The sequence below is a fragment of the Paludibaculum fermentans genome, from assembly GCF_015277775.1.
Lineage (GTDB): Bacteria > Acidobacteriota > Terriglobia > Bryobacterales > Bryobacteraceae > Paludibaculum > Paludibaculum fermentans.
The window spans coordinates 5420254-5439171 of the sequence record NZ_CP063849.1; the positions used below are offsets into that span (position 1 = coordinate 5420254).

Sequence of the window (18918 nt, forward strand, 5' to 3'; positions counted from 1 at the left end):
TCGACGCGGATCAGGCGGGTTTGTAGAGCAACACCGCAGCCTGCGCTTCGCCGGATTTGCCTTCGCCAACGGGCCCAACCTTCTCGGCGGTCTTGAACTTCACCGAGACACGGTCGACAGGCAGTCCCAGCGCGACAGCCAGGCTTTCCCGAATGGGCAGGCGGAAGTCCTTCAGCCGTGGCCGCTGCAGGATCACAGTGGAGTCGACATTGGAGATGGTGTAGCCCAATTCCCGAGCCAGGGTGACCGCGTGCCTCAGGAAGACCAATGAGTCGCAGCCCTTCCAGCGCGGATCTGTATCCGGAAAGTGCATCCCGATATCCCCCAGCGCCAAAGCACCCAACAGTGCGTCCGTGATCGCATGCGAAAGCACATCGGCGTCCGAGTGGCCGTCCAGGCCAAACTCGCAGGGGATTGTGACGCCCCCCAGAATCAGTGGCCGCCCGACGGCAATGCGGTGGTTGTCCCAGCCCAGGCCGGTGCGGATATCCATCAGTTCTGGACCTTCCGCTTTTCCTCGGCCAGGAACAAGCGGGCTAACTCGATGTCGGAGGGGCGGGTGATCTTGATGTTCCGGTCGCTGCCTGGAACCACTGTGACTTCGACGCTTTCCAGCCGCTCGACCAGGCTGGATTCGTCAGTGCCGACGAACTGGTCCTCGCGCGCCTTCCGGAAGGCTTCGCGAAGGAGTGCGGCACGGAAGACCTGGGGCGTCTGGGCCAGCACCAGGCGGTCGCGGTTCAAAGTTCCGCGCACCACATGCCGCTGGACCTGCTTCACGGTGTCCACAGGCACGATCCCGACAATGGCCGCTCCGGTCTCGGCAGCCTGCTGGATCACCTGCACGATGGTTTCAGAGTCGATGAACGGACGGACGGCGTCGTGGACCGCGATGATGTCGACATCGGGATCCAAAGCCGCCAGCGCGTTCTCGACGGAGTTCTGCCGGGATTCTCCGCCCTCCACGCAGCGCACGGGTTTGGCGAAGGTCTCCTGGCTCAGCAACTCCGCGGCGAGTTCGAGATCGGCTCCTCGCAGCGCTATCAGGACTTCCGTCACCAGCGGGCAGGCGACGAACTTGCGCACGGTATGCAGCAGAATCGGCGCGCCTTCCAGCGACATGAACTGCTTCTTATTGGTGCCCGTATGTTCGGCGGACTGGCTCTTCATGCGAGTGCCGAGTCCGGCGGCGGGTAGAATCACGGAGACTTTCATCTTGTCTGGCTCTTGGTCGATTCAATTTTCACTTGGCGGCCACGAGGCCGGCCGTCTCAGGGTTGCGGATGCGCGGGGAGGGCCGACTTCTCCTGACCCGACTCACTGGCACGGCCACGATCCGAGGGCATGCTCTTCTCGTGTACGTGGTGTACCCTCTCATCGAAGCGGCCAAAGATCATTTTGCCGGCCTGCGTCTGCAAAACGCTGGTCACGGAAATATCGATGGTCTTCGAGATCAGGCGTTTGGCGTTGTCCACCACCACCATCGTACCGTCATCCAGATAGGCCACGCCCTGGTTGTATTCCTTCCCTTCCTTAAGGATGAATACACGCATGATCTCGCCTGGCAGGACGATGGGCTTGAGGGCGTTCGCCAGTTCATTGATGTTGAGCACCTCAACTCCATGCAGTTGAGCCACTTTGTTGAGGTTGAAGTCGTTGGTGATGATCTTGCAGTCGTAAATCTTGCCCAGCTCGATCAGCTTCAGGTCGACTTCGCGGATGTGCGGAAAATCGTCTTCCAGCAGTTGGACGTTCAGATTGGCCATCTTCTGGACACGCTGCAGGACGTCCAGGCCTCGGCGTCCGCGGTTGCGCTTCATGGAGTCGGCGGAATCCGCCACCAACTGGAGCTCCCGCAGGACGAACTGCGGGACGACGAGAGTCCCGTCGAGAAAGCCTGTCTCAGCGATATCGGCGATGCGGCCATCAATGATCACGCTGGTATCGAGGATCTTAAAGGATTGCTTTTGAGCCTTTTCGCCGCCGAACAAACCGCCCAGGGCCGACAGGTTGAGCATGTCGCCTTTGGTCGCGCCGACAATGAGGCCCACATATGACATCAGAAGCAGGATTAGAAGTTGAAGGAACGGAACCGTTCCTTTGCTGCCCGGCAGGGCCCAGGCAATGATAAGCGACACGAGGAATGCGCCGACGATCCCCAGGACTGAGCCCACGGCCGCCCCGATCAACCGTTTCAGACTAACCTGCTTAAGCCGCACCTCGAAGAGAACAATCAGGATCCCTAAGATAATGCCGACACCGGCGGCGAATGGAGAGGTTAGACCAAAGGGCTGAAGGAACCAGGCCGCAGCTGTCAGGATGAGCACGAACAGCGCCCTGATCAGCAACAAGTCATTCACCGGATTCTCCTCAACTCACACTAAATTCCAGCAGGGGAACCCGATCATGATAGAGCGGACCCCCATCGCGGAATGAGTATACCACCAGCCCAACTCGGAGATTGGTACCACGTCAAGGACTAGGGGTAAGGGGACGACTGGAAAGACGGAACGGGCGCGCCAGACTAGCCGGCGCGCCCGTTCGTGTTTGAGTTAAGAAAATGAAGTCTAGAGAGCCTTTGCCAACTCTTCGGCAAAAGCGCTTTGAGGGCCATTCGGGCGGCGGTGCTTCTTGCCACCGCGGCGATTCCGGTCACGCTCGCCACCTGGGGCTTGAACGGCAGCGGAAACGGAAGCAGCGGGAGCAGAGGAAGAAGGGGAAGCGGTATGCCCGATGGGCCCACCGGGGCGCACAGCGCCCTTGGGGCGCGGCGGTTGAGCGGGATTTGCCCGCAGAAGGCGGTCTTCAAGAGGCGCGCGATCGAAACGCCGGATGATTGAATTCATCTCTTCGTCGTTCGGCGCTTCAATGAACGCAAAGCCTTTGGATTCCTGAGTCTCCGGATTGCGGATGACTTTCACGGAATCGGCCACCAAGTTGTCCGCTGTCAGCCACGCCTTGATATCATCGGCAGTGACCCAGACCGGAAGGTTACCGAGAAAAACGGTCGAACTCATCGAGTTGGGAAGTTAGCTCCGTCGGGGATTGGGACTGGTTCGAGAGGAAGTGCAGTCCATGAGGCACTTACATGTTATCACGCACAAATATGGGCGGCAATGCGAGCCGCCCATTTTTTTGAAACGAATTGTGTGGAAGTGGCGTCTTCCGCCAGTTGGCCTAGTCGCCGGGCTGCACGGTCACGGCCAGGCGAACGGCGGGATTGGTCCGCAACTCGTCCAGCACGGCCTCTCCTGGCGCGGAGTCCACCTCCACCAGCGCTACCGCGATCAGCGGCTGGCCTGGGGCAGTGGGCTTATCCTGGCGGCCCAGCGAGAAATTGGCGATGTTCACTGAGTTGCGGCCCAGGACAGTGCCCACGTGGCCGATGACACCGGGCACGTCGTCATTCCTCATGTAGATGAGCTGCCCGGCTAGCGTACTCTCCACCCGGATCCCATCCACCGACAGCAGACGCGGCTTGTCCAGGATGATGCTGCCTGAAACGGAGGTCACGCCCTGGTCAGTGTCGATTTCGACCAGCACGGAGTCCTCACCGATCGAACGCGGCTGGTGCGACTCGCTCACCGTCAGGTTGCGTTGTGCCGCCACCTGCATGGAGTTGACGAGATTCACCCGGTTCGAAAGCCCGCGGCTGAGCACGCCGGCCAGCGCGGCGTTCCGCACCAGATTCGTGTTCATCTCCGCGATCCGGCCGAAGTAAGTGACCCGGACGCCTTTGGGATGCCCCGTGGAGACGTATGCCGCGAACTTACCCAGGCGCTCCGCCAGGGTGATGGAGCCGCCAATCGCCTTATACTGCTCCGGCGTCACGGCGGGCATGTTCACTGCGTTGATCGCTACTCCATTCTGGAGGTACTCGACCAACTGCTCGACAATGCGGATGCCCACAATCTCCTGAGCTTCCTCTGTCGAGCCGGCGATGTGCGGCGTGGCGATCAGGTTGTCGCACTGCAGCAGCGGATGATCGGCGGGCAGCGGCTCCGGCTCGAACACGTCGAGTCCGGCGCCGGCCACCTTCTTCGAAACCAGGGCCTCGCAGAGCGCGTTCTGGTCGACAAGTTCGCCGCGGGCACAGTTGATGATGCGGACGCCATCCTTCATGCGCGCGATGGTGGCGGCGTTGATCATGCCCCGGGTCTCCGGAGTGACGGCCAGGTGCAGGCTGATGTAGTCGGAGTTGGACAGCAACTCGTCCAGGCTCACCAGTTCGACACCCAGGTGGGCCGCGGTAGCGGGATTGACGTACGGATCGGAGGCGACAATGCGCATCTCGAAGCCGCGCGCCCGCCGCACCACTTCCTGCCCGATGTTCCCCAGCCCCACGACCCCCAGGGTCTTACCCCGCAGCTCGTTGCCCAGGAACTTCTTCTTCTCCCACTTTCCGGCCCGGGTGGACGCCGTGGCCGCGGGCACCATGCGCGCCAGCCCCAGCATCATGGCCAGGGTGTGCTCGGCCACCGAAACGGCGTTGCCGCCCGGCGTATTCATGACGAGGACGCCAGCAGCCGTGGCGGCCGGCAGGTCCACATTGTCGACTCCGACTCCGGCGCGCGCCACCACGCGCAGCTTCGGAGCCTTCGCCAGGGTGTCTCCCTTCACCTTGACGGCACTACGCACCAGCAATGCGTCGCAATCGGCCAGGTGGGGTTCGTATTCTTTCGGGTTCGAGACGACGATGTCCCAACTAGACTGCTTCTGGAGCAGGGCGATCGCTGCGGGCGACAGGGGTTCAGCGACGAGGATCTTCATCGACTACTTCACCGCCGCTACTTCTTTGGCGGACACTGCTTCGGCGTAGACGCGCTGCACAGCGGCCACACCCTTGCCGAACTCCACGGGAATGCCCTTCGAGTGCAGGATGATTTCGAGCTCGGCGACCATGGCGAACAGGTCGGGGAAGTCGAAGTAGCCCAGGTGCGCGATACGGAAGATCTGCCCCTTCATCGTGCCCTGGCCGTTGGCGATGACGGAACCGAACTGGTTGCGGAAGCCCTTGACGATGTCGCTGGAATCCATCCCCTTGGGCGCCTTGATGGCGGTCACGGAGGACGATGGCGCGTCGGGCGCGAACAGTTCGAGCCCCAGCTCGAGAGCGGCGGCGCGGGTAGCCTTGGCCAGCAACTGGGCGTTCTCGACCAGCTTGTCCATGCCGAGTTCCTTGATGTACTTCAGCGCTTCGGCCAAAGCGAGGATGTGGCTGACGTTCGGCGTCCAGGCGCTTTCGCCCTTATCCGCCATCTTCTTCTCCTTCTTGAGGTCGAAGTAGAGGCGCGGCAGCTTGGCGGACGCGCTCTGCGCCCACGCCTTGGCGCTGACGCTGATGAATGCCAGGCCGGGCGGGATCATGAACGCCTTCTGCGAACCGCCCACCACGATGTCGAGGCCCCAGCCGTCGATGTCGAGCGGCATCGTACCCAGGCCGGTGATCGCGTCGACGATGCACAGGGCGCCGGTCTTCTTCGTGATCTCGCCGATCGCTTTGACGTCGTGCGCCGCGCCGGTGGAGGTTTCCGAGGCCTGGAAGAGAACGCCCTTGGTGTCCGGATTCTCGTTCAGGGCCGCTTCCACGGCGGCCGGAGCGACCACGGAACCGTATTCCGCCATCAGGACTACCGCGTTCAGGCGGAAGGCCTTGGCCAGCTCCACCCAGCGTTCGCCGAACTTGCCGGCGCAGCAGATGACGACCTTGTCGCCTTCGCTGAAGAAGTTGGTAATGGACGCTTCCAGGGCACCCGTGCCGGAAGACACGGTAATGAGAACGTCGCCCTGGGTCCCGAAGACTTCCTTCAAATCACGCAGCACTGTGGGGTACAGCTTGATGAAGTCCTGGGTACGATGGTGAATGTCGGACGCCATCATAGCGTGCAAAGCGCGCGGCAACAAGGGCGTCGGGCCTGGCGTCAGGAGTCGCTGTTTCTTGATATACATGGCTGTGGGAAAATAAACGGGAAGTAGGACTCAGGATATCAAATATGCCGCTCCTCGATCAGTTGCAGAAGGATATGGCGACCGCCATGAAAGCACGGGAGGAAGCGCGGCTCAGCGCTATCCGGATGGTGAAGGCGGCCCTCATGAAGGAGAAAGTCGACTCCATGAAGGAGCTCGACGAAGCCGCCGAAATGAAGGTGCTGAACTCCCTCATCAAGCAGCGCCGCGACTCCGCGGAGATGTACCGCAAGGGCGGACGCCCTGAGCAGGCGGAGAAGGAAGAGACGGAACTGCGGCTCATCGAGAGCTACATGCCGGCCGGCGCCACTGAGGAAGAGGTGGATGCCGCCATTGCCGCCGCCGTCGCTGAAACCGGCGCCACCACCGCGAAACAGATGGGCCAGGTGATGACGGCCGCCAAAGCCAAACTGGCGGGCAAACGCGTGGACGGCAAGTCGATGAGCGACAAGATCCGCGCCAAACTCAGCTGAGCCAGATCACCCAAGGCGAGACGCTCAACCCAAAAAGAGCCCGGCGCGTACTGTCCGCACCGGGCTTTTTGGAGTAACACACACTGGGTGCCCGGCAGGCGGGCAGATCTCTCAGGCCGGCAGCTTAGTTGTAAAACGCGGCGTTCGAATCCGCGAAGGCAGCCAGTTCGGCCGGCAGTTCTTCCAGGACGTAAATCGAGGTGGTGGGGCAGACGGGCACGCAAGCGCCACAGTCGATGCACTCGCCCGGATTCACGAACAGATGGGCCGCTTCCTCGTAGCCCGGTTCGTCGGGCGTCGGATGAATGCAGTTCACGGGGCAGGCGTCGATGCAGTGATTGTCTTTCGTGCAGGTATCGGTGATCACATATGCCATAAGAGTAGGGGCTCCGTTTATATCTTATGCAAGCGGCATGCCAATCCCACTCGATCTGGAAACTGCACAAGTTCAAACACTTAGCGCTTGCCCCACCCTTCCGCCACTTGGGGCAAATCACGCACTAGCGGGAACTCGCCCTAAACCAGTATCATGATCTCCGGTTCAGGGAGTTTACACCCGAATGGCTAACCCGCATAACCAACACAAGCCTTTTGTCCCACCGGACATGAAAATGGCGGAGTTCACACTCCGCGCAGTCCTCCTAGGTCTCGTCATGACCGTCATCCTCGGCGCCGCAAACGCCTACCTCGGTTTGCGCGCCGGCCAGACCATTGCCGCCACGTACCCAGCGGCCGTGATCGGCATGGCGGTTTTGCGTCTCTTCAAGGGCTCCATCCTGGAAGAGAACATCGCCCGCACCGTCGGCAGCATCGGAGAATCCGTCGCCGCCGGCGCCATTTTTACGATTCCCGCGTTCGTCATCGTCAAGGCTTGGACCCGCTTCGACTCCTTTGAAGCCTACTGGCAGTCCAGCGTTCTCATGCTGGTAGGCGGCACCCTGGGCATCCTGTTCGTCACGCTGCTGCGGCGCGTGATGGTGGAAGACCCCGAACTGCCCTACCCCGAATCCTCCGCCGCGGCCGAGATCCACAAAGCCGGCCAGCGCGGCTCAGACGCGGCCGCCACCCTGTTTCAGTCGATGGGCATCGGCGGGTTCATCTACCTGCTGGGCGAATTGAAGCTCTTCTCCGCCAGCAAGGACTTCCTGCTGCACGTCGGCGAGATCGGCAAGAGCACCGTGAAGCTCGGCGCCGACCGCATCCTGAACGTCGGCGGCGTCTCCAAGTTCTCCCTGCCCGCCATCAGCCCGGCCTACCTGGGCGTCGGCTACATCATCGGACCCCGCCTGGGCGCCTTGAACTTCGCCGGCGGCCTGCTGGCCTGGGGCCTGATGGTTCCGCTGCTGGCCTACTTCCTGGGGCCCGAAATCTCCAAAACGCTGCCACCCGGCTCAGGTGTCGAAGCCTGGGACGCCATCTCGAACCAGATCTGGCGCAATATCGTCCGCCCCATCGCCGTCGGCGGCATGCTGGTGGGCGCCAGCTACACGATGTTCAAGATGCGCAAGGCGCTCGCCAGCGGTATCGGCCGCGCCGTGGCCGACCTCAAGAAGGCCGGCGGCCAGAGCGAAGCGCAGGACCGCACCCAGATCGACCTCAACTTCCGGACCGTCTTCCTGGGCCTCGGCGCCACCTTCGCCGCCATGATCGCCCTCTACAACTTCTTCTCCGGCTCCATCGTGGCGGCCGTGGTCGCCGCGGTCGTCATGATCGTCCTGGGCTTCTTCTTCGCCGCCGTCTCCGGCAACCTGGTGGGCATCATCGGATCGTCCAACAACCCCATCAGCGGCCTGACCCTCTCCACCCTGATCATCGCCGCCCTCATGATGGTCGCCATCGGCGTGAAGGGCATCACGGGCGTCGCCGCGGTACTCGGCGTAGCGGCCGTGGTTTGCGTGTCGTCGGCGGTCGCCGGCGAGATGCTGCAGGATCTCAAGGTCGGCCACATCCTGGGCGGCACCCCGCGCTCGATGCAGATCGGCGATTTCATCGGGGTCGCCGTGGCCAGCCTGGTGCTCTACTTCCCGCTGCTGCTGCTCCACATGGGCAACATCAAGGAGGGCGGCATCGGCTTCGGCGACGCGAAACTCTCGGCTCCGCAGGCCGGCCTGATGGCCATGCTCAGCCAGGGTATCGTCGGCGGAGACATGGCGTGGCCTCTGGTCGTGGTGGGCATCTGCATGGGCCTGGCGCTGATCCTCCTCCAGGTGAAGAGCCCCATGCTCTTCAGCGTCGGCATGTACCTGCCGCTGGAAACCACCTTCGCCATCTTCACCGGTGGCGTCATCCGCTGGCTGATGGACCAGGCGCGCGACAAGAAGGGCTTCAACGACGCCCAGAAAGCGCGCGTCGAGAACGCCTCGGTGCTGATCGCGTCCGGCCTCATCGCCGGCGAGGCGCTGATGGGCCTGGTCAAGGCCGGTTTCAACATCGCCGACAAGCCCCTGGCCACACTGTTCAGCTTCTTCAACGATCCCCCCACCGTCGCGGGCCTCATCGTCCTGGTGCTGCTCTCCCTGCTCATGATCCGCTGGCCGCTCACCAAGGCCGGTGATCCCAACGAGCCCGCGCCGCCCACCGCGATCATGTAGCATCAACTGTTATGAATCTCATGCGCGACATCCGAGCCTTTCCCGTGGAGAAAGGCTCGGTCGCGCTGTGGTGGTTAGGCCAGAACAGCTTCCTCTTCAAGAGCCCGGAAGGCACCCTGGCCGGAGTCGATCTGTACCTCACAGACTCCTGCGCCGCCCTGGGCCACGCCGCCGGCATCAATCTCTCCCGCGCTGTCCCCATCCTCATCCAGCCCGAAGAGCTGGATATCGATCTCTTCACCTGCACGCACAATCACCAGGACCACACCGATCCCGAGACCATCCGCAACCTGCGCAACAAGGACGTCTTCACGTTCCTGGGACCGCACCCCAGTTGCGACGTCTTCCGCCAGGAAGGGGTAGAGTCCGGCCGCATCCAGGCCGCCTGGCCGCAGTGCGAATTCGAATTCCGCGACCTGAAGCTGCGCGGTACGTTCGCCCTGCCCACCGACACCACGGACCTGAACCATATGGGCTTCCTGCTGCAATTCGGCAATGGCCCGAAAATCTACATCACGGGCGACACCGACTACACCGAACTGCTGCACGAGGCAGCCGCGCACAAGCCCGACCTGCTCATCACCTGCATCAATGGTGGATTCAACAATCTGTCGTTCTGGGAGGCCGCACAACTGGCAGAAGCTGTAAAACCGAAGGCCGCCGTGCCTTGCCACTACGACATGTTCCCCGACAACTCGGTGAATCCGCGCATGTTTGAGGCTGCCATGAAGCTCAAGTGCCCCGATGTGCGGTACGCCCAGCCGGAACACGGAAAACCCTTTGTTTTTGATATCGGGTAATCGCCCGAGCCAGCGAGTATCATAGAAGTTTGTCGATCGTCTCTTCTTCTCTGTCAGGGAAATTTACCGCCTGGCCCATCCTCTACGGCGCTGTCGCACTGACGACAGGGGCGACGCTCATCCTTGAGCTGTCGCTGACGCGCATTTTCTCGGTCGTCTTCTACTACCACTTCGCGTTCCTGGCGATCTCCATAGCCCTGTTCGGCCTGGGCAGCGGCGGCGTCCTGTCTTACTACATCGTGGCGCGCGGCGAGAAGCTGTTCCATCGCCTCGGCGTGCTCTCGGCTCTGAACTCCGGCGCGGTCGTCCTTTCATTGGCCCTCATCCTCAATCTGGCCGGCAAGCCATCGGGCTTCCAGACCCTGGCCATGGTCTACTTTGCCGCCGCCCTGCCCTTCCTGCTCTCCGGCATGATCGTCTCGCTGGCCATCGCCGAGACCATCCACCGGGTCGACCGGGTGTATTTTTACGACCTCGTCGGCGCCGCCGGCGGCTGTCTTCTGGTCATCCCGCTGCTCAACATCGTCGGCGGACCCGGAGCCCTGCTCTCCGCCGCCGTCCTCTTCGCCGCCGCCGCCGCCGTCTGGTTTGGCCTGGCGCGCGCCACCACGGGCCGCGTCCTGGGTGTTGCCTTGGCACTCTTCCTGGTCGCCCTGATCATCGTCAACAAGCGCAAACCGATCCTCGACATCAGCAGCGCCAAAGGCAGCAAGCTCGCCGCCGAAATCTTCGTCCAGTGGAACAGCTTCTCGCGCATCTCGGTCCGCCAGGACCCCAAGGACCAGAGCCTGCTGGTCGTGATCGACGCCGACGCGACCACAGGAATCCCGCAGTTTGATCTCGACAATCTCACCGACAAGGACCGCGCTGAGCTCACCGCCCACGGTCCCGGCTTCCCCTATCAGCTCCGCCCGGGCGCCAAGACGCTCATCATCGGCGCAGGCGGCGGCTGGGATGTGGCGCGCGCCATCGCCTCGGGCTCGAAGGATGTCACCGGCGTCGAGATCAATCCGATCATCGCCGAGACCATCATGCGCGGCCGCTTCCAGGGCAGCAGCCACGGCCTGTATGCCCGCCCCGAGGCGCACATCGTCGTGGAGGATGGCCGCAGCTTCGTGCGCCGCTCCAAGGACAAGTACCAGCTCCTCCAGGCCACCCTGGTCGACACCTGGGCGTCCACCGCCGCCGGGGCCTTCGCTCTCTCGGAAAACAATCTCTACACGTCCGAGGCGTTTGAGGACTACCTCTCCCATCTCACCGACGACGGCGTCCTGGCCTTCACCCGCTGGGGCTTCGATCCGCCGCGCGAGTCGCTCCGCCTGCTCTCCCTGGCCCGCCAGGCGATGTACAAATTGGGCGAACATGACTTCGCCCGCCACGTGATCGTCGTCCGCGAGGACGTCCAGAGACTGAACACCTGGGGCGCCACAGACACTGTACTGATCTCGCGCAAGCCCTTCCGGGTCGAGGATCTGGAGAAGGCCGCGCTGGCCGCCGCCAAGGGCGGCTTCGAGATCCTCTACCTGCCCGGCCAGAGCCCCGACAACCAGTTCTCGTCGTTCCTGACGGCAAAGGATCAGGCCGCCTGGTTCCGCGATTACCCCTACGACGTGACGCCCGTCCCGGATGATCGCCCGTTCTTCTTCTATACCGTCCAGCCGCGCGACATCTGGAACTTCAAGACCACCGCTACCCACGAGAATGCGGATTTCAAGGTGAACCTGGCGGTCCCGACGCTCTTCTCGCTACTGGGCGTCAGCCTGCTAGCCACGTTCATCACGCTGGCCCTGCCGCCCTTCCTCCTGAAAGCGCGCCTGCCCCGCGAGCCCGGCGTCCCCACGTTCCTGCTCTACTTCCTCTGCCTGGGCGCCGGCTACATCCTCGTGCAGGTCGGTCTCATCCAGAAACTGGTGTTGTTCCTGGGACATCCCACCTACGCTTTGACCGTCGTCATCTTCTCCATGCTGGTCTCCAGCGGCTTGGGCAGTTATGCCAGCCGCAGGCTCGTCCGGGGCAACGATAACCGCCTGACGTACGCCTTATGCGCCGTCACGGCGATCGTCACGATCCTGGCCTTCAGCGTGAAACCGATCATCGACGCGGGCGAGGGCCTGCCCCTGCCGGTGAAGATGCTGATCACGGTACTACTGATCGCGCCGGCCGGCTTCGCGATGGGCATCCCCTTCCCCAGCGGCCTGACGCGGTTGGAGCACTGGCATTCGCCCTCGGTCCGCTGGGCCTGGTCCCTGAATGCGGCGGCGAGCGTCCTGGGCTCCTGCGGAGCCATCTTCCTGGCGATTTACCTGGGCCTGCGGATGACGCTGCTGATCGGAGCGGCGCTCTACCTGGTGGCTCTCGTGACGTTGAAGCTCACCAGCAAACACGCGGTGGCGCAGTAGCCTTCAGCGCGCGAGCCCTGGGTGGCGCTTGTTCGCATACCCAAAGAAGACATTACCGGAAACAACAACGGGGCCCCGAAAGGCCCCGTCAGTCTACAACCCAAGTGTGCAAGCTGGTGACTACAGTTTCCCCGACCCGTTCGGCTTCTTCTGTGCCAGATTGTGCCGCAGCGCCGCTTCCAGGGCCTCGCAGAAGAAATACTCGCCCCACATGACGCTCTCGTTCACACCCAGGTCCTTGTGGATGTGATACACACCGCCCTGCAGGATCCCTTCCCAGTTCGAGCTGTCCTGCTGCGTGTGCTTCTCGCACAACGTCTTCAGGATGCGCAGCGCGCTGGACCAGTAGTAGAAACCCTTCACCGGATCGGGCAACATCCGGCACAACCGCAGCAGTCCGCTCGCCGCAATCGCCGCCGCTGACGTGTCCAGCAGCTTACGCGTATCTTCCGGAGCATTGAAGTCCCACGAAGGCACGCCATCCGCGTTCGTGTGCGTCAGGAAGTAATCCGCGCAACGCTCCGCTGTCTCGAGGAATCGAGGATCCCGCGTGTACTCATAGCAACTGCCGAAGCCGTAGAGAGCCCACGACAGCCCGCGCGACCAGCAGGAGTCGCCGCGATAGCCCTGGTGCGTCGTCTGCCGCAGGAACTCGCCGGTCTCCAGGTCAAACAGACCTTCGTGCGCCGTCGAGCCATCGCCGCGCACCAGATAACGCCGCGTGGTCAGGGCATGCCGGATGGCGATGTCGCGCAAGCGCCGGTCGTTGGTCTCCCGCGCCGCGTAGAAGATCACCGCCACGTTCATCATGATGTCGATGAAGATGGAGTCTTCGCTCACGAACGACCGCAGGTACTGGCCCTTCTCCTGGAAGCGCAGCGACATCGTCTTGCCGGCCTGCACCAGTACATCGTTCAACCGCGGCTCGCGCGTAATCTGATACCAGCGGTAGTAGGTGGAGAGGAAAATGAAACCAAGGTCGTGAACGTCGCGATCAAACTGCCTGGGCTCCAGCGGGCGGCTGTACTCGATGGCCTTGTCCATCCAATACTGCTTGTTCTCGCCATTCTCCAGGGACCGCCGGTGGAAGATCCACATCATCCCCGGCAGAAAACCATCACACCAGTGCGTCCACGCCGGACCATCGTGTTTCCACTTGCCACTCTTTGTGTAAATGGGATAGAAACCTGGGTGCTTCTCGATGAGATTTGTGACCTGACGCTCCGCGAACCGCAGCGTATCCTCGAGCAAAGTGCGATCGATTTCTGGACCAAACTGAATCACGGCTTATCTTCTCCCCGTCCCTCCAGGGTACGCCAAGTAGTGTTGAAGCCGCTCGATAGCTTCGCCCGGGAGCCGCGCAACAGAATAATGGAGGCGCCCGGCGCGGCCTGCCCAATCTCGGCCGGCGGCAGCCGCTGCTCCGGTCGCACGTTCACAAACGCCATCTCCAACTGCTTGTCCAGCGCGGGAAACTGCAGCTTCGCCTGGAAGATCCCGCTGGCGTTCTCATAGCTGACCTGCCCCGGCACCAGGGCGAGAAAACAGTGTCCGGTCGGGAACTGCCGGCAAACCGCCATGTCGATCCGCATCTGCACCACCGCACCCTTGGGCAGCAGGACGGTGCCCTGCTTTTCCACGTTCTTCGCGACTTCGAACTTCAGTGAGTCGCCCACCACCGATTTGCCCAGGTCAACGGAGGAAGTCAGCTTCAGTTGCACCTGCACCCCTTCGGGCAGGTGGATTACAGTCTGGGCCAGCTTGGGCGCGGCTGCATCCGGAGGCGGGTCCTCAAAGATCAGCGTCGATTCGCCCGCATACTGCCGGCAACTGGAAAACATCGTGCGATTGCGGCTCTCCGTGCCATCCATCGAGGTCAGGCTCATGTCCATCCCCACCGGCAGCGTGTAGGTCTCCCCACCGATCTTCACCGGAGCGTAGTCCAGCAGCTTGTGCCCCTGCTTCAGCGGCACCTGCGGCGGGATCTCGTCGATGTTCATCTCGAGCCGCGTCAACTCCAACGTCTCCACGTCATTCCACACCCAGCCGTGGTACCCTACCTCACCTTCCGCCGTCCCCATGCGCATGAGGTAGTAACTGCCAATCATCGGCACCCGGAAGTAGAACTTGTGTGCCGGCCGGCCGTTGATCACTTCCTGCCCCTTGTACTCGAACTTGGCATTCCCGCTGAAGTAGATGCTCTTGGCATGCAGCGCGAAGTCGCCTGTCCCGATAGCCCCCTGGCCGCCTACCATCTGCCGGACATCACTCTCATCGAACTTCTTGGCGCCCGGCCAGGCATACAGCTCCTTGCCGTCCACTAACGCCACTTCCAGCCGGATCGTATCCAGCAGTTCGAACTTCTTCGATGTTTGTTCCCTGCGGCTTCGCTCAATCGTCTCCACGCAGGTGAAATTAGGCATGCGGGCCATCATCTGCGAGACAACGCTGCGGATGCGGGCCATCAGAATCGTATCGGCGGTCAACGGCGCCTTGGGGTCGTACTGCGCAGGCAACGCCTGGAGGCTCAGCAGCATCAAATACACGGGAGCCAGACGCATGACAAGATTATAGTCTTGGGGCCATCTGGTATTCTCTGCCTTATGGCTGTTAAGGTTACAGTATTCAACAACGGTCCTCTTCGCATCGAAGGGGAACCGTCCGATTTCACCATTTACGACGCACAAGGCGCTGCCTTTGGGCTCGGCGGGCGCGTGGCCATCGGCCTCTGCCGCTGCGGCCTCTCGGCGAACAAGCCGTTCTGTGACGGATCGCATGCCAGACAAGGCTTTGAGTCGGTTTGTGCGGCGCGCGAACTTCCGCCTCCGAAGCCCAAAGCCTAAAAACTATTTTCCAGGAGGATCGATGAGAATTCACGCAGGCCAAATGGCCTTCGCAGGCCTACTGACCACGACGCTGTTCTTCGCCGGGTGTTCGAAAAAGGACGAACTCCCTACGCAACAACAAGCCCAGCAGCCTGCTTCAAGTACTCCTGGCTCCGCGCCGGCAGGGCAGTTGAATACTGCCCCGCCCCCGGCGGCCAATGGACTTGCGAGCCAGGGCAGCCAGCCCGGCGCTCCGGTCCGCAGTGCCTCCACCTCAGCCGGCCAGGCAGGCCAGCCGCAAACCCCCTCGGGCGGCGCAGCGGTTGGCAGCCCAGCGGCCCCCTCCAATTCCTGGGGTTCCACGCCCGGCAAGGCTCAGCCTGTTGCACCCGCGCCTCCGCGGCAGTTCACGCTGTCGGCCGGCACCAGCATCCCGGTGCGTACCATCACCAACCTCTCCACCAAGACAGCCGCTCCCGGCGATGCCTTTGAAGCCACCCTCACACGCGACCTCGTGGTGGACGACTATGTCGTGGCGCCAAGGGGCTCCACCGTCACCGGCCGGGTCACCAACTCCGATCCCGGCGGGAAGGTGAAGGGCCTGGCCTCCATCAGCGTCGCCCTCTCTTCCATCTCCGCCGCCAACGGACCCATTTCGATTCAAACCTCGGCCGTCGGACAACAGGCCCGAACCACCAAGCGCAAGGATGCCGCTAAAATCGGTATTGGCGCCGGCATCGGCGCGGCCATCGGCGCAATCGCCGGCGGCGGCAAAGGTGCAGCCATCGGAGCCGGCATTGGCGGAGCCGGCGGCACCGGTATGGTCTTGGCAACAAAAGGCGAGGCGGCCGTGATTCCCAGCGAATCTCTACTGACTTTCCGGCTGTCCGCGCCCGTGACCGTTACTGAGAAGAGGTAGGACCCAGAACGAGTGAGACCGAGCGGGACTAAGTTAGGCCACCTGCGATCCAGATTATTCACAATTCCCGTAGCGGTTTTGGCGACGGCAGTACTTGTGACCACTGCCGTCGTCACTTCAGTCTTTGCTCCGGAAGGCCGCTGGCAGCGCTTCCTCTACCGCCTCTGGGGCGGCACCGTTCTCGGCATCTTCGGCGCCCACGGCCGTGTCGTCGGCGCTGAGAAGCTCAAGCCCGGCGCCAACTACGTCATCGTTTCCAATCACCTCAGCCTCGTGGACACCCCCATGATGTTCCGCTGGCTGCCCATCCCCTTCAAATTCCTGGCCAAGCGCGAACTGCTGAAGGTACCCTTCATCGGCTGGTATCTGAACCGCGCCCGCCATCTCACGGTCGATCGCGCCAGCCTGCGCTCCTCCATCGAGAGCATGAACGAATGCGCGCGCCTCATCCGCGAACGCCACCTCTCCGTCATCATCTTCGCCGAGGGGACGCGCAGCCTCACAGGTGAAATGCAGAGCTTCAAGGACGGCGCGGCCTATCTCGCCATCCAGTCCGGTACTCCGGTGGCCCCCATCGCCATGGTCGGCACCTGGGACATCCTGCCCGCCAAGTCTTCTTACTTCATGCCGGGCAACGTGGAACTGCGCATCGGCGAACCGGTGAGTCCGGAGGGCTACACCCTCAAGCAGCGAGCCGCGTTCACCGCCCTGCTGGAAGAACGTGTCCGTGAACTGCTGGCCGCCCCTACGGCCTGAGGTTCCTCCGACCATACCCCGAGACCGCCCCAAGCGGCATCATCCGACTGTACAATCGGCTGTCGGCCTTCCGTAGTCTCACTCTTTGTCGGCTCGAGCCATTTGGGGCCGTGGTGCTGGGTTGCAGCGGTTTCGCCCGGTGCCAAAGCGATTCAAATGCCGCCATCACTTCTCCAATTCGAAGGGGATCACTAAGGAACGCGGCAAAGTTGGACGATTCGGCTGGGTCGTCCGGCGTATGATCAATCGGGAAGTGAAGCACCGCAAACGCTGCGTTAACCACGAGGATTCTCACGCGGGGTGTCCCTCCAGCCGATAGAAGCCTCACATTCTCCCTGAGCTTCTCCAAGCCATATTCCGCAAGCTCCGCGGAGAATCTGCGCGCTGCGGCTTCTGGAATCAAGATACGCAGACAGCGACGCAGTTCGCCGACGCGCCGGAAAAACTGAGGATTGGTCTCACGGCCGCCACCGAGCATCGCAAGCAGGACCTCGATAGGGTAAGTAGCAGTGAGCCAATCGACATGCGAGAGGGTATGCTTGTTTCGAATGTAATCGATCTTCTTAATCGTCGCCTCAGTCACTTGCGTCGGGATCCATACCTGCTCTGCGCGCTCCCATTGCTCTATTCTCTGGCGAATGAGTTGATAGGGCACCTTTCTCCCCTCTGTATCGGACAGCCAGTGCATGATATACAAAACAGCCTCAACTGTGATCATACAAAATAGAGATCCAATATAAATTGCAAGATGAAAGTTTGGAGCCACAGCCTTGATGTTTACAGCCGCTTCACGTATAATTTCTGGCTTGACAATCGTGATAAATGTTGCAAGTCCAATTCCAGACGCGATAACGGTCTGAAGTGACAACGCCAGCGCTGTATTCTGGTTCACCGCCTGAATCCTGGCAATGGACACTAGCAGTAGTCCTCCACAAAGTGCTATTTCAATGGCCTCGACCGGTTCGTGCTGATGGACTGGAATTAGTTTTCCGAGGGACCCCCCAGTCAAAACCATCGACATGGCCGCAGAAATGTAGACGGCGTATAGTTTAAGCCAAGGCACCAGACGGGAATGAGGAATCTCGTCATGATGACCCGGGCCAATCGCCTTGCTCTCTCCGCTTGGTGAGGTCTCATCGGTCGCGGCATCCTTTCTCAGGATCCGTCGTAGCGGACTGGTGGCCGCAAGCAACATCCGAGGAAGCAGTCTCGACGCCAGAATACTCAGCATGATAGCCAGCACCATGGCACACAAGTATCGAAATGGATGATTCAACATATTCCTCCCACGGCTTACAGAGGCCTGGAGCCGCTGATCCATCTGAGCTTCAGTCCGTAGACGCCATCGGGGACAGCCATCAGAGCCAGAGTCACCAGAAGCGCAAGCATGATTGCATCCGGCCGGTTTGAATTCAGAAATACAAGTGGCACACTCAAGGAAAATGCAGTCATAAGCAATTCGCCAAGCTCCTTGTGACGTTCGCCCTTGAGGATCTTATAGAAATAGAAGACAAACAGAGTCACCATGTATCCAAAGTATATTCCTAAGCCAATATCCGATGGCCGGTGCAATCCCCGCGTCACTCGCACAAATGCGATCAAACCAGTGATACATAAGATAACGACTAGTTTGGAGATGGCGCTCCGCGCAGAGGGGACTTTACTCTTCCTCATCTCGAACGCCGAAATAAGACAGATGGTAGCAAGGATCATCTGCCGAGGTACAAATCCTGACGGTGCACCTTCATTTTTCGATTGCGTCTCAACCACATGCTTCAACAAGAATGTCTCCCCGGCGTTTATAGTTGGACGATCGACGGCGAAAGCGGGCTTAAGAATGAGGTGTTCAGCGAGGAATGACAGCACCAGAAGACACAAACATAGGGCGGCGGAGGCGGCGACCGCCTTCCAACCTCTGAACCTCTCTGGCCATCGGTAGGTCAGCAGGGCTCCAAGCCCTAATGAGGCGAGAACTCCAGAGATCCCTTGCAGGACAAGTGAATCGAGATAGAAGGTCAAGTCATTAAGAGGGGCTGTTGGCGCAATGGCCCCGTCCTGCCACTGGCATTCCGTGGATAGGACAATTGCGACGAACACCACTGGAATGAGTGCAACAAATAACCTGACCGAAGTATATGCGTTTCGAAAGTGGTTCATGAATACCCGAGTACGTCAGCATACTACTTTT

The 18918-nt window shown here is 61.3% G+C and carries 18 protein-coding genes; 7 read left to right on the forward strand and 11 right to left on the reverse strand.

The window, feature by feature from the left end; all coding sequences use genetic code 11:
- Positions 1–10: 10 nt before the first annotated feature.
- From ispF to IRI77_RS21360, 6 genes are all read right to left on the reverse strand, one after another.
- A complete protein-coding gene (ispF, locus tag IRI77_RS21335) occupies positions 11–493 on the reverse strand; it encodes a 2-C-methyl-D-erythritol 2,4-cyclodiphosphate synthase (protein WP_194447037.1) in 483 nt (160 codons plus the stop codon).
- A complete protein-coding gene (gene ispD / locus IRI77_RS21340) occupies positions 493–1215 on the reverse strand; it encodes a 2-C-methyl-D-erythritol 4-phosphate cytidylyltransferase (RefSeq protein ID WP_194447038.1) in 723 nt (240 codons plus the stop codon). The genes ispF and ispD overlap by 1 nt, the downstream gene beginning before the upstream one ends.
- Positions 1216–1271: 56 nt before the next feature.
- A complete protein-coding gene (locus IRI77_RS21345) occupies positions 1272–2360 on the reverse strand; it encodes a PIN/TRAM domain-containing protein (protein ID WP_194447039.1) in 1089 nt (362 codons plus the stop codon).
- 207 nt (positions 2361–2567) lie between these two features.
- The gene (locus tag IRI77_RS21350) at positions 2568–3017 is read right to left on the reverse strand and encodes an RNA recognition motif domain-containing protein (protein WP_194447040.1); all 450 of its coding nucleotides are present in this window, start codon (positions 3015–3017) and stop codon (positions 2568–2570) included.
- A gap of 160 nt (positions 3018–3177) precedes the next feature.
- Positions 3178–4770: a phosphoglycerate dehydrogenase gene (gene serA / locus IRI77_RS21355; RefSeq protein WP_194447041.1), complete on the reverse strand. Its 1593-nt coding sequence runs from the start codon at positions 4768–4770 to the stop codon at positions 3178–3180.
- Positions 4771–4773: 3 nt separating this feature from the next.
- The gene (locus IRI77_RS21360; protein ID WP_267239321.1) at positions 4774–5880 is read right to left on the reverse strand and encodes a pyridoxal-phosphate-dependent aminotransferase family protein; all 1107 of its coding nucleotides are present in this window, start codon (positions 5878–5880) and stop codon (positions 4774–4776) included.
- A 113-nt stretch (positions 5881–5993) separates the two neighbouring features.
- On the opposite strand from IRI77_RS21360, the gene IRI77_RS21365 reads away from it, so the two are divergent.
- On the forward strand, positions 5994–6440 hold the full coding sequence (locus IRI77_RS21365; protein ID WP_194447042.1) for a GatB/YqeY domain-containing protein: 447 nt from the start codon (positions 5994–5996) through the stop codon (positions 6438–6440).
- A gap of 124 nt (positions 6441–6564) precedes the next feature.
- Here IRI77_RS21365 and IRI77_RS21370 read toward each other — a convergent pair whose 3' ends face one another.
- On the reverse strand, positions 6565–6816 hold the full coding sequence (locus IRI77_RS21370) for a 4Fe-4S dicluster domain-containing protein (RefSeq protein ID WP_194447043.1): 252 nt from the start codon (positions 6814–6816) through the stop codon (positions 6565–6567).
- A gap of 184 nt (positions 6817–7000) precedes the next feature.
- Between IRI77_RS21370 and IRI77_RS21375 the strand changes: the two genes are divergently transcribed.
- The 3 genes from IRI77_RS21375 to IRI77_RS21385 are packed head-to-tail and all read left to right on the forward strand — an operon-like array spanning position 7001 to position 12230.
- The gene (locus tag IRI77_RS21375; RefSeq protein ID WP_194447044.1) at positions 7001–9031 is read left to right on the forward strand and encodes an OPT family oligopeptide transporter; all 2031 of its coding nucleotides are present in this window, start codon (positions 7001–7003) and stop codon (positions 9029–9031) included.
- A 20-nt stretch (positions 9032–9051) separates the two neighbouring features.
- The gene (locus IRI77_RS21380) at positions 9052–9831 is read left to right on the forward strand and encodes an MBL fold metallo-hydrolase (protein WP_194447045.1); all 780 of its coding nucleotides are present in this window, start codon (positions 9052–9054) and stop codon (positions 9829–9831) included.
- Positions 9832–9860: 29 nt separating this feature from the next.
- Positions 9861–12230, forward strand: a complete 2370-nt coding sequence (locus tag IRI77_RS21385; protein ID WP_194447046.1) for a spermidine synthase family protein — start codon at positions 9861–9863, stop codon at positions 12228–12230.
- Positions 12231–12350: 120 nt separating this feature from the next.
- Here IRI77_RS21385 and IRI77_RS21390 read toward each other — a convergent pair whose 3' ends face one another.
- Both IRI77_RS21390 and IRI77_RS21395 read right to left on the reverse strand, forming a co-directional pair.
- Complete coding sequence (locus IRI77_RS21390; RefSeq protein ID WP_194447047.1) at positions 12351–13514, reverse strand: glycoside hydrolase family 88 protein; 1164 nt, start codon at positions 13512–13514, stop codon at positions 12351–12353.
- Positions 13511–14791: a hypothetical protein gene (locus tag IRI77_RS21395; protein ID WP_194447048.1), complete on the reverse strand. Its 1281-nt coding sequence runs from the start codon at positions 14789–14791 to the stop codon at positions 13511–13513. The genes IRI77_RS21390 and IRI77_RS21395 overlap by 4 nt, the downstream gene beginning before the upstream one ends.
- A gap of 42 nt (positions 14792–14833) precedes the next feature.
- Here IRI77_RS21395 and IRI77_RS21400 point away from each other — a divergent pair, with 42 nt between their 5' ends.
- The 3 genes from IRI77_RS21400 (at position 14834) to IRI77_RS21410 (ending at position 16730) form a co-directional block, all read left to right on the forward strand.
- Positions 14834–15073 carry a CDGSH iron-sulfur domain-containing protein gene (locus tag IRI77_RS21400; RefSeq protein ID WP_194447049.1) on the forward strand — a complete coding sequence of 80 codons (240 nt, stop codon included), beginning with the start codon at positions 14834–14836 and terminating at the stop codon, positions 15071–15073.
- A 22-nt stretch (positions 15074–15095) separates the two neighbouring features.
- Positions 15096–15974 (forward strand): hypothetical protein, encoded by an 879-nt coding sequence (locus IRI77_RS21405; protein WP_194447050.1) that lies wholly within the window; start codon positions 15096–15098, stop codon positions 15972–15974.
- A 96-nt stretch (positions 15975–16070) separates the two neighbouring features.
- Complete coding sequence (locus IRI77_RS21410) at positions 16071–16730, forward strand: lysophospholipid acyltransferase family protein (protein ID WP_194447051.1); 660 nt, start codon at positions 16071–16073, stop codon at positions 16728–16730.
- On the opposite strand, the gene IRI77_RS21415 is transcribed toward IRI77_RS21410, so the two are convergent.
- Positions 16720–17976: a hypothetical protein gene (locus IRI77_RS21415; protein ID WP_194447052.1), complete on the reverse strand. Its 1257-nt coding sequence runs from the start codon at positions 17974–17976 to the stop codon at positions 16720–16722. The two genes, IRI77_RS21410 and IRI77_RS21415, sit on opposite strands and share 11 nt — an antisense overlap.
- Before the next feature lie 47 nt (positions 17977–18023).
- Positions 18024–18887 (reverse strand): phosphatase PAP2 family protein, encoded by an 864-nt coding sequence (locus IRI77_RS21420; protein ID WP_194447053.1) that lies wholly within the window; start codon positions 18885–18887, stop codon positions 18024–18026.
- Positions 18888–18918 lie beyond the last annotated feature (31 nt).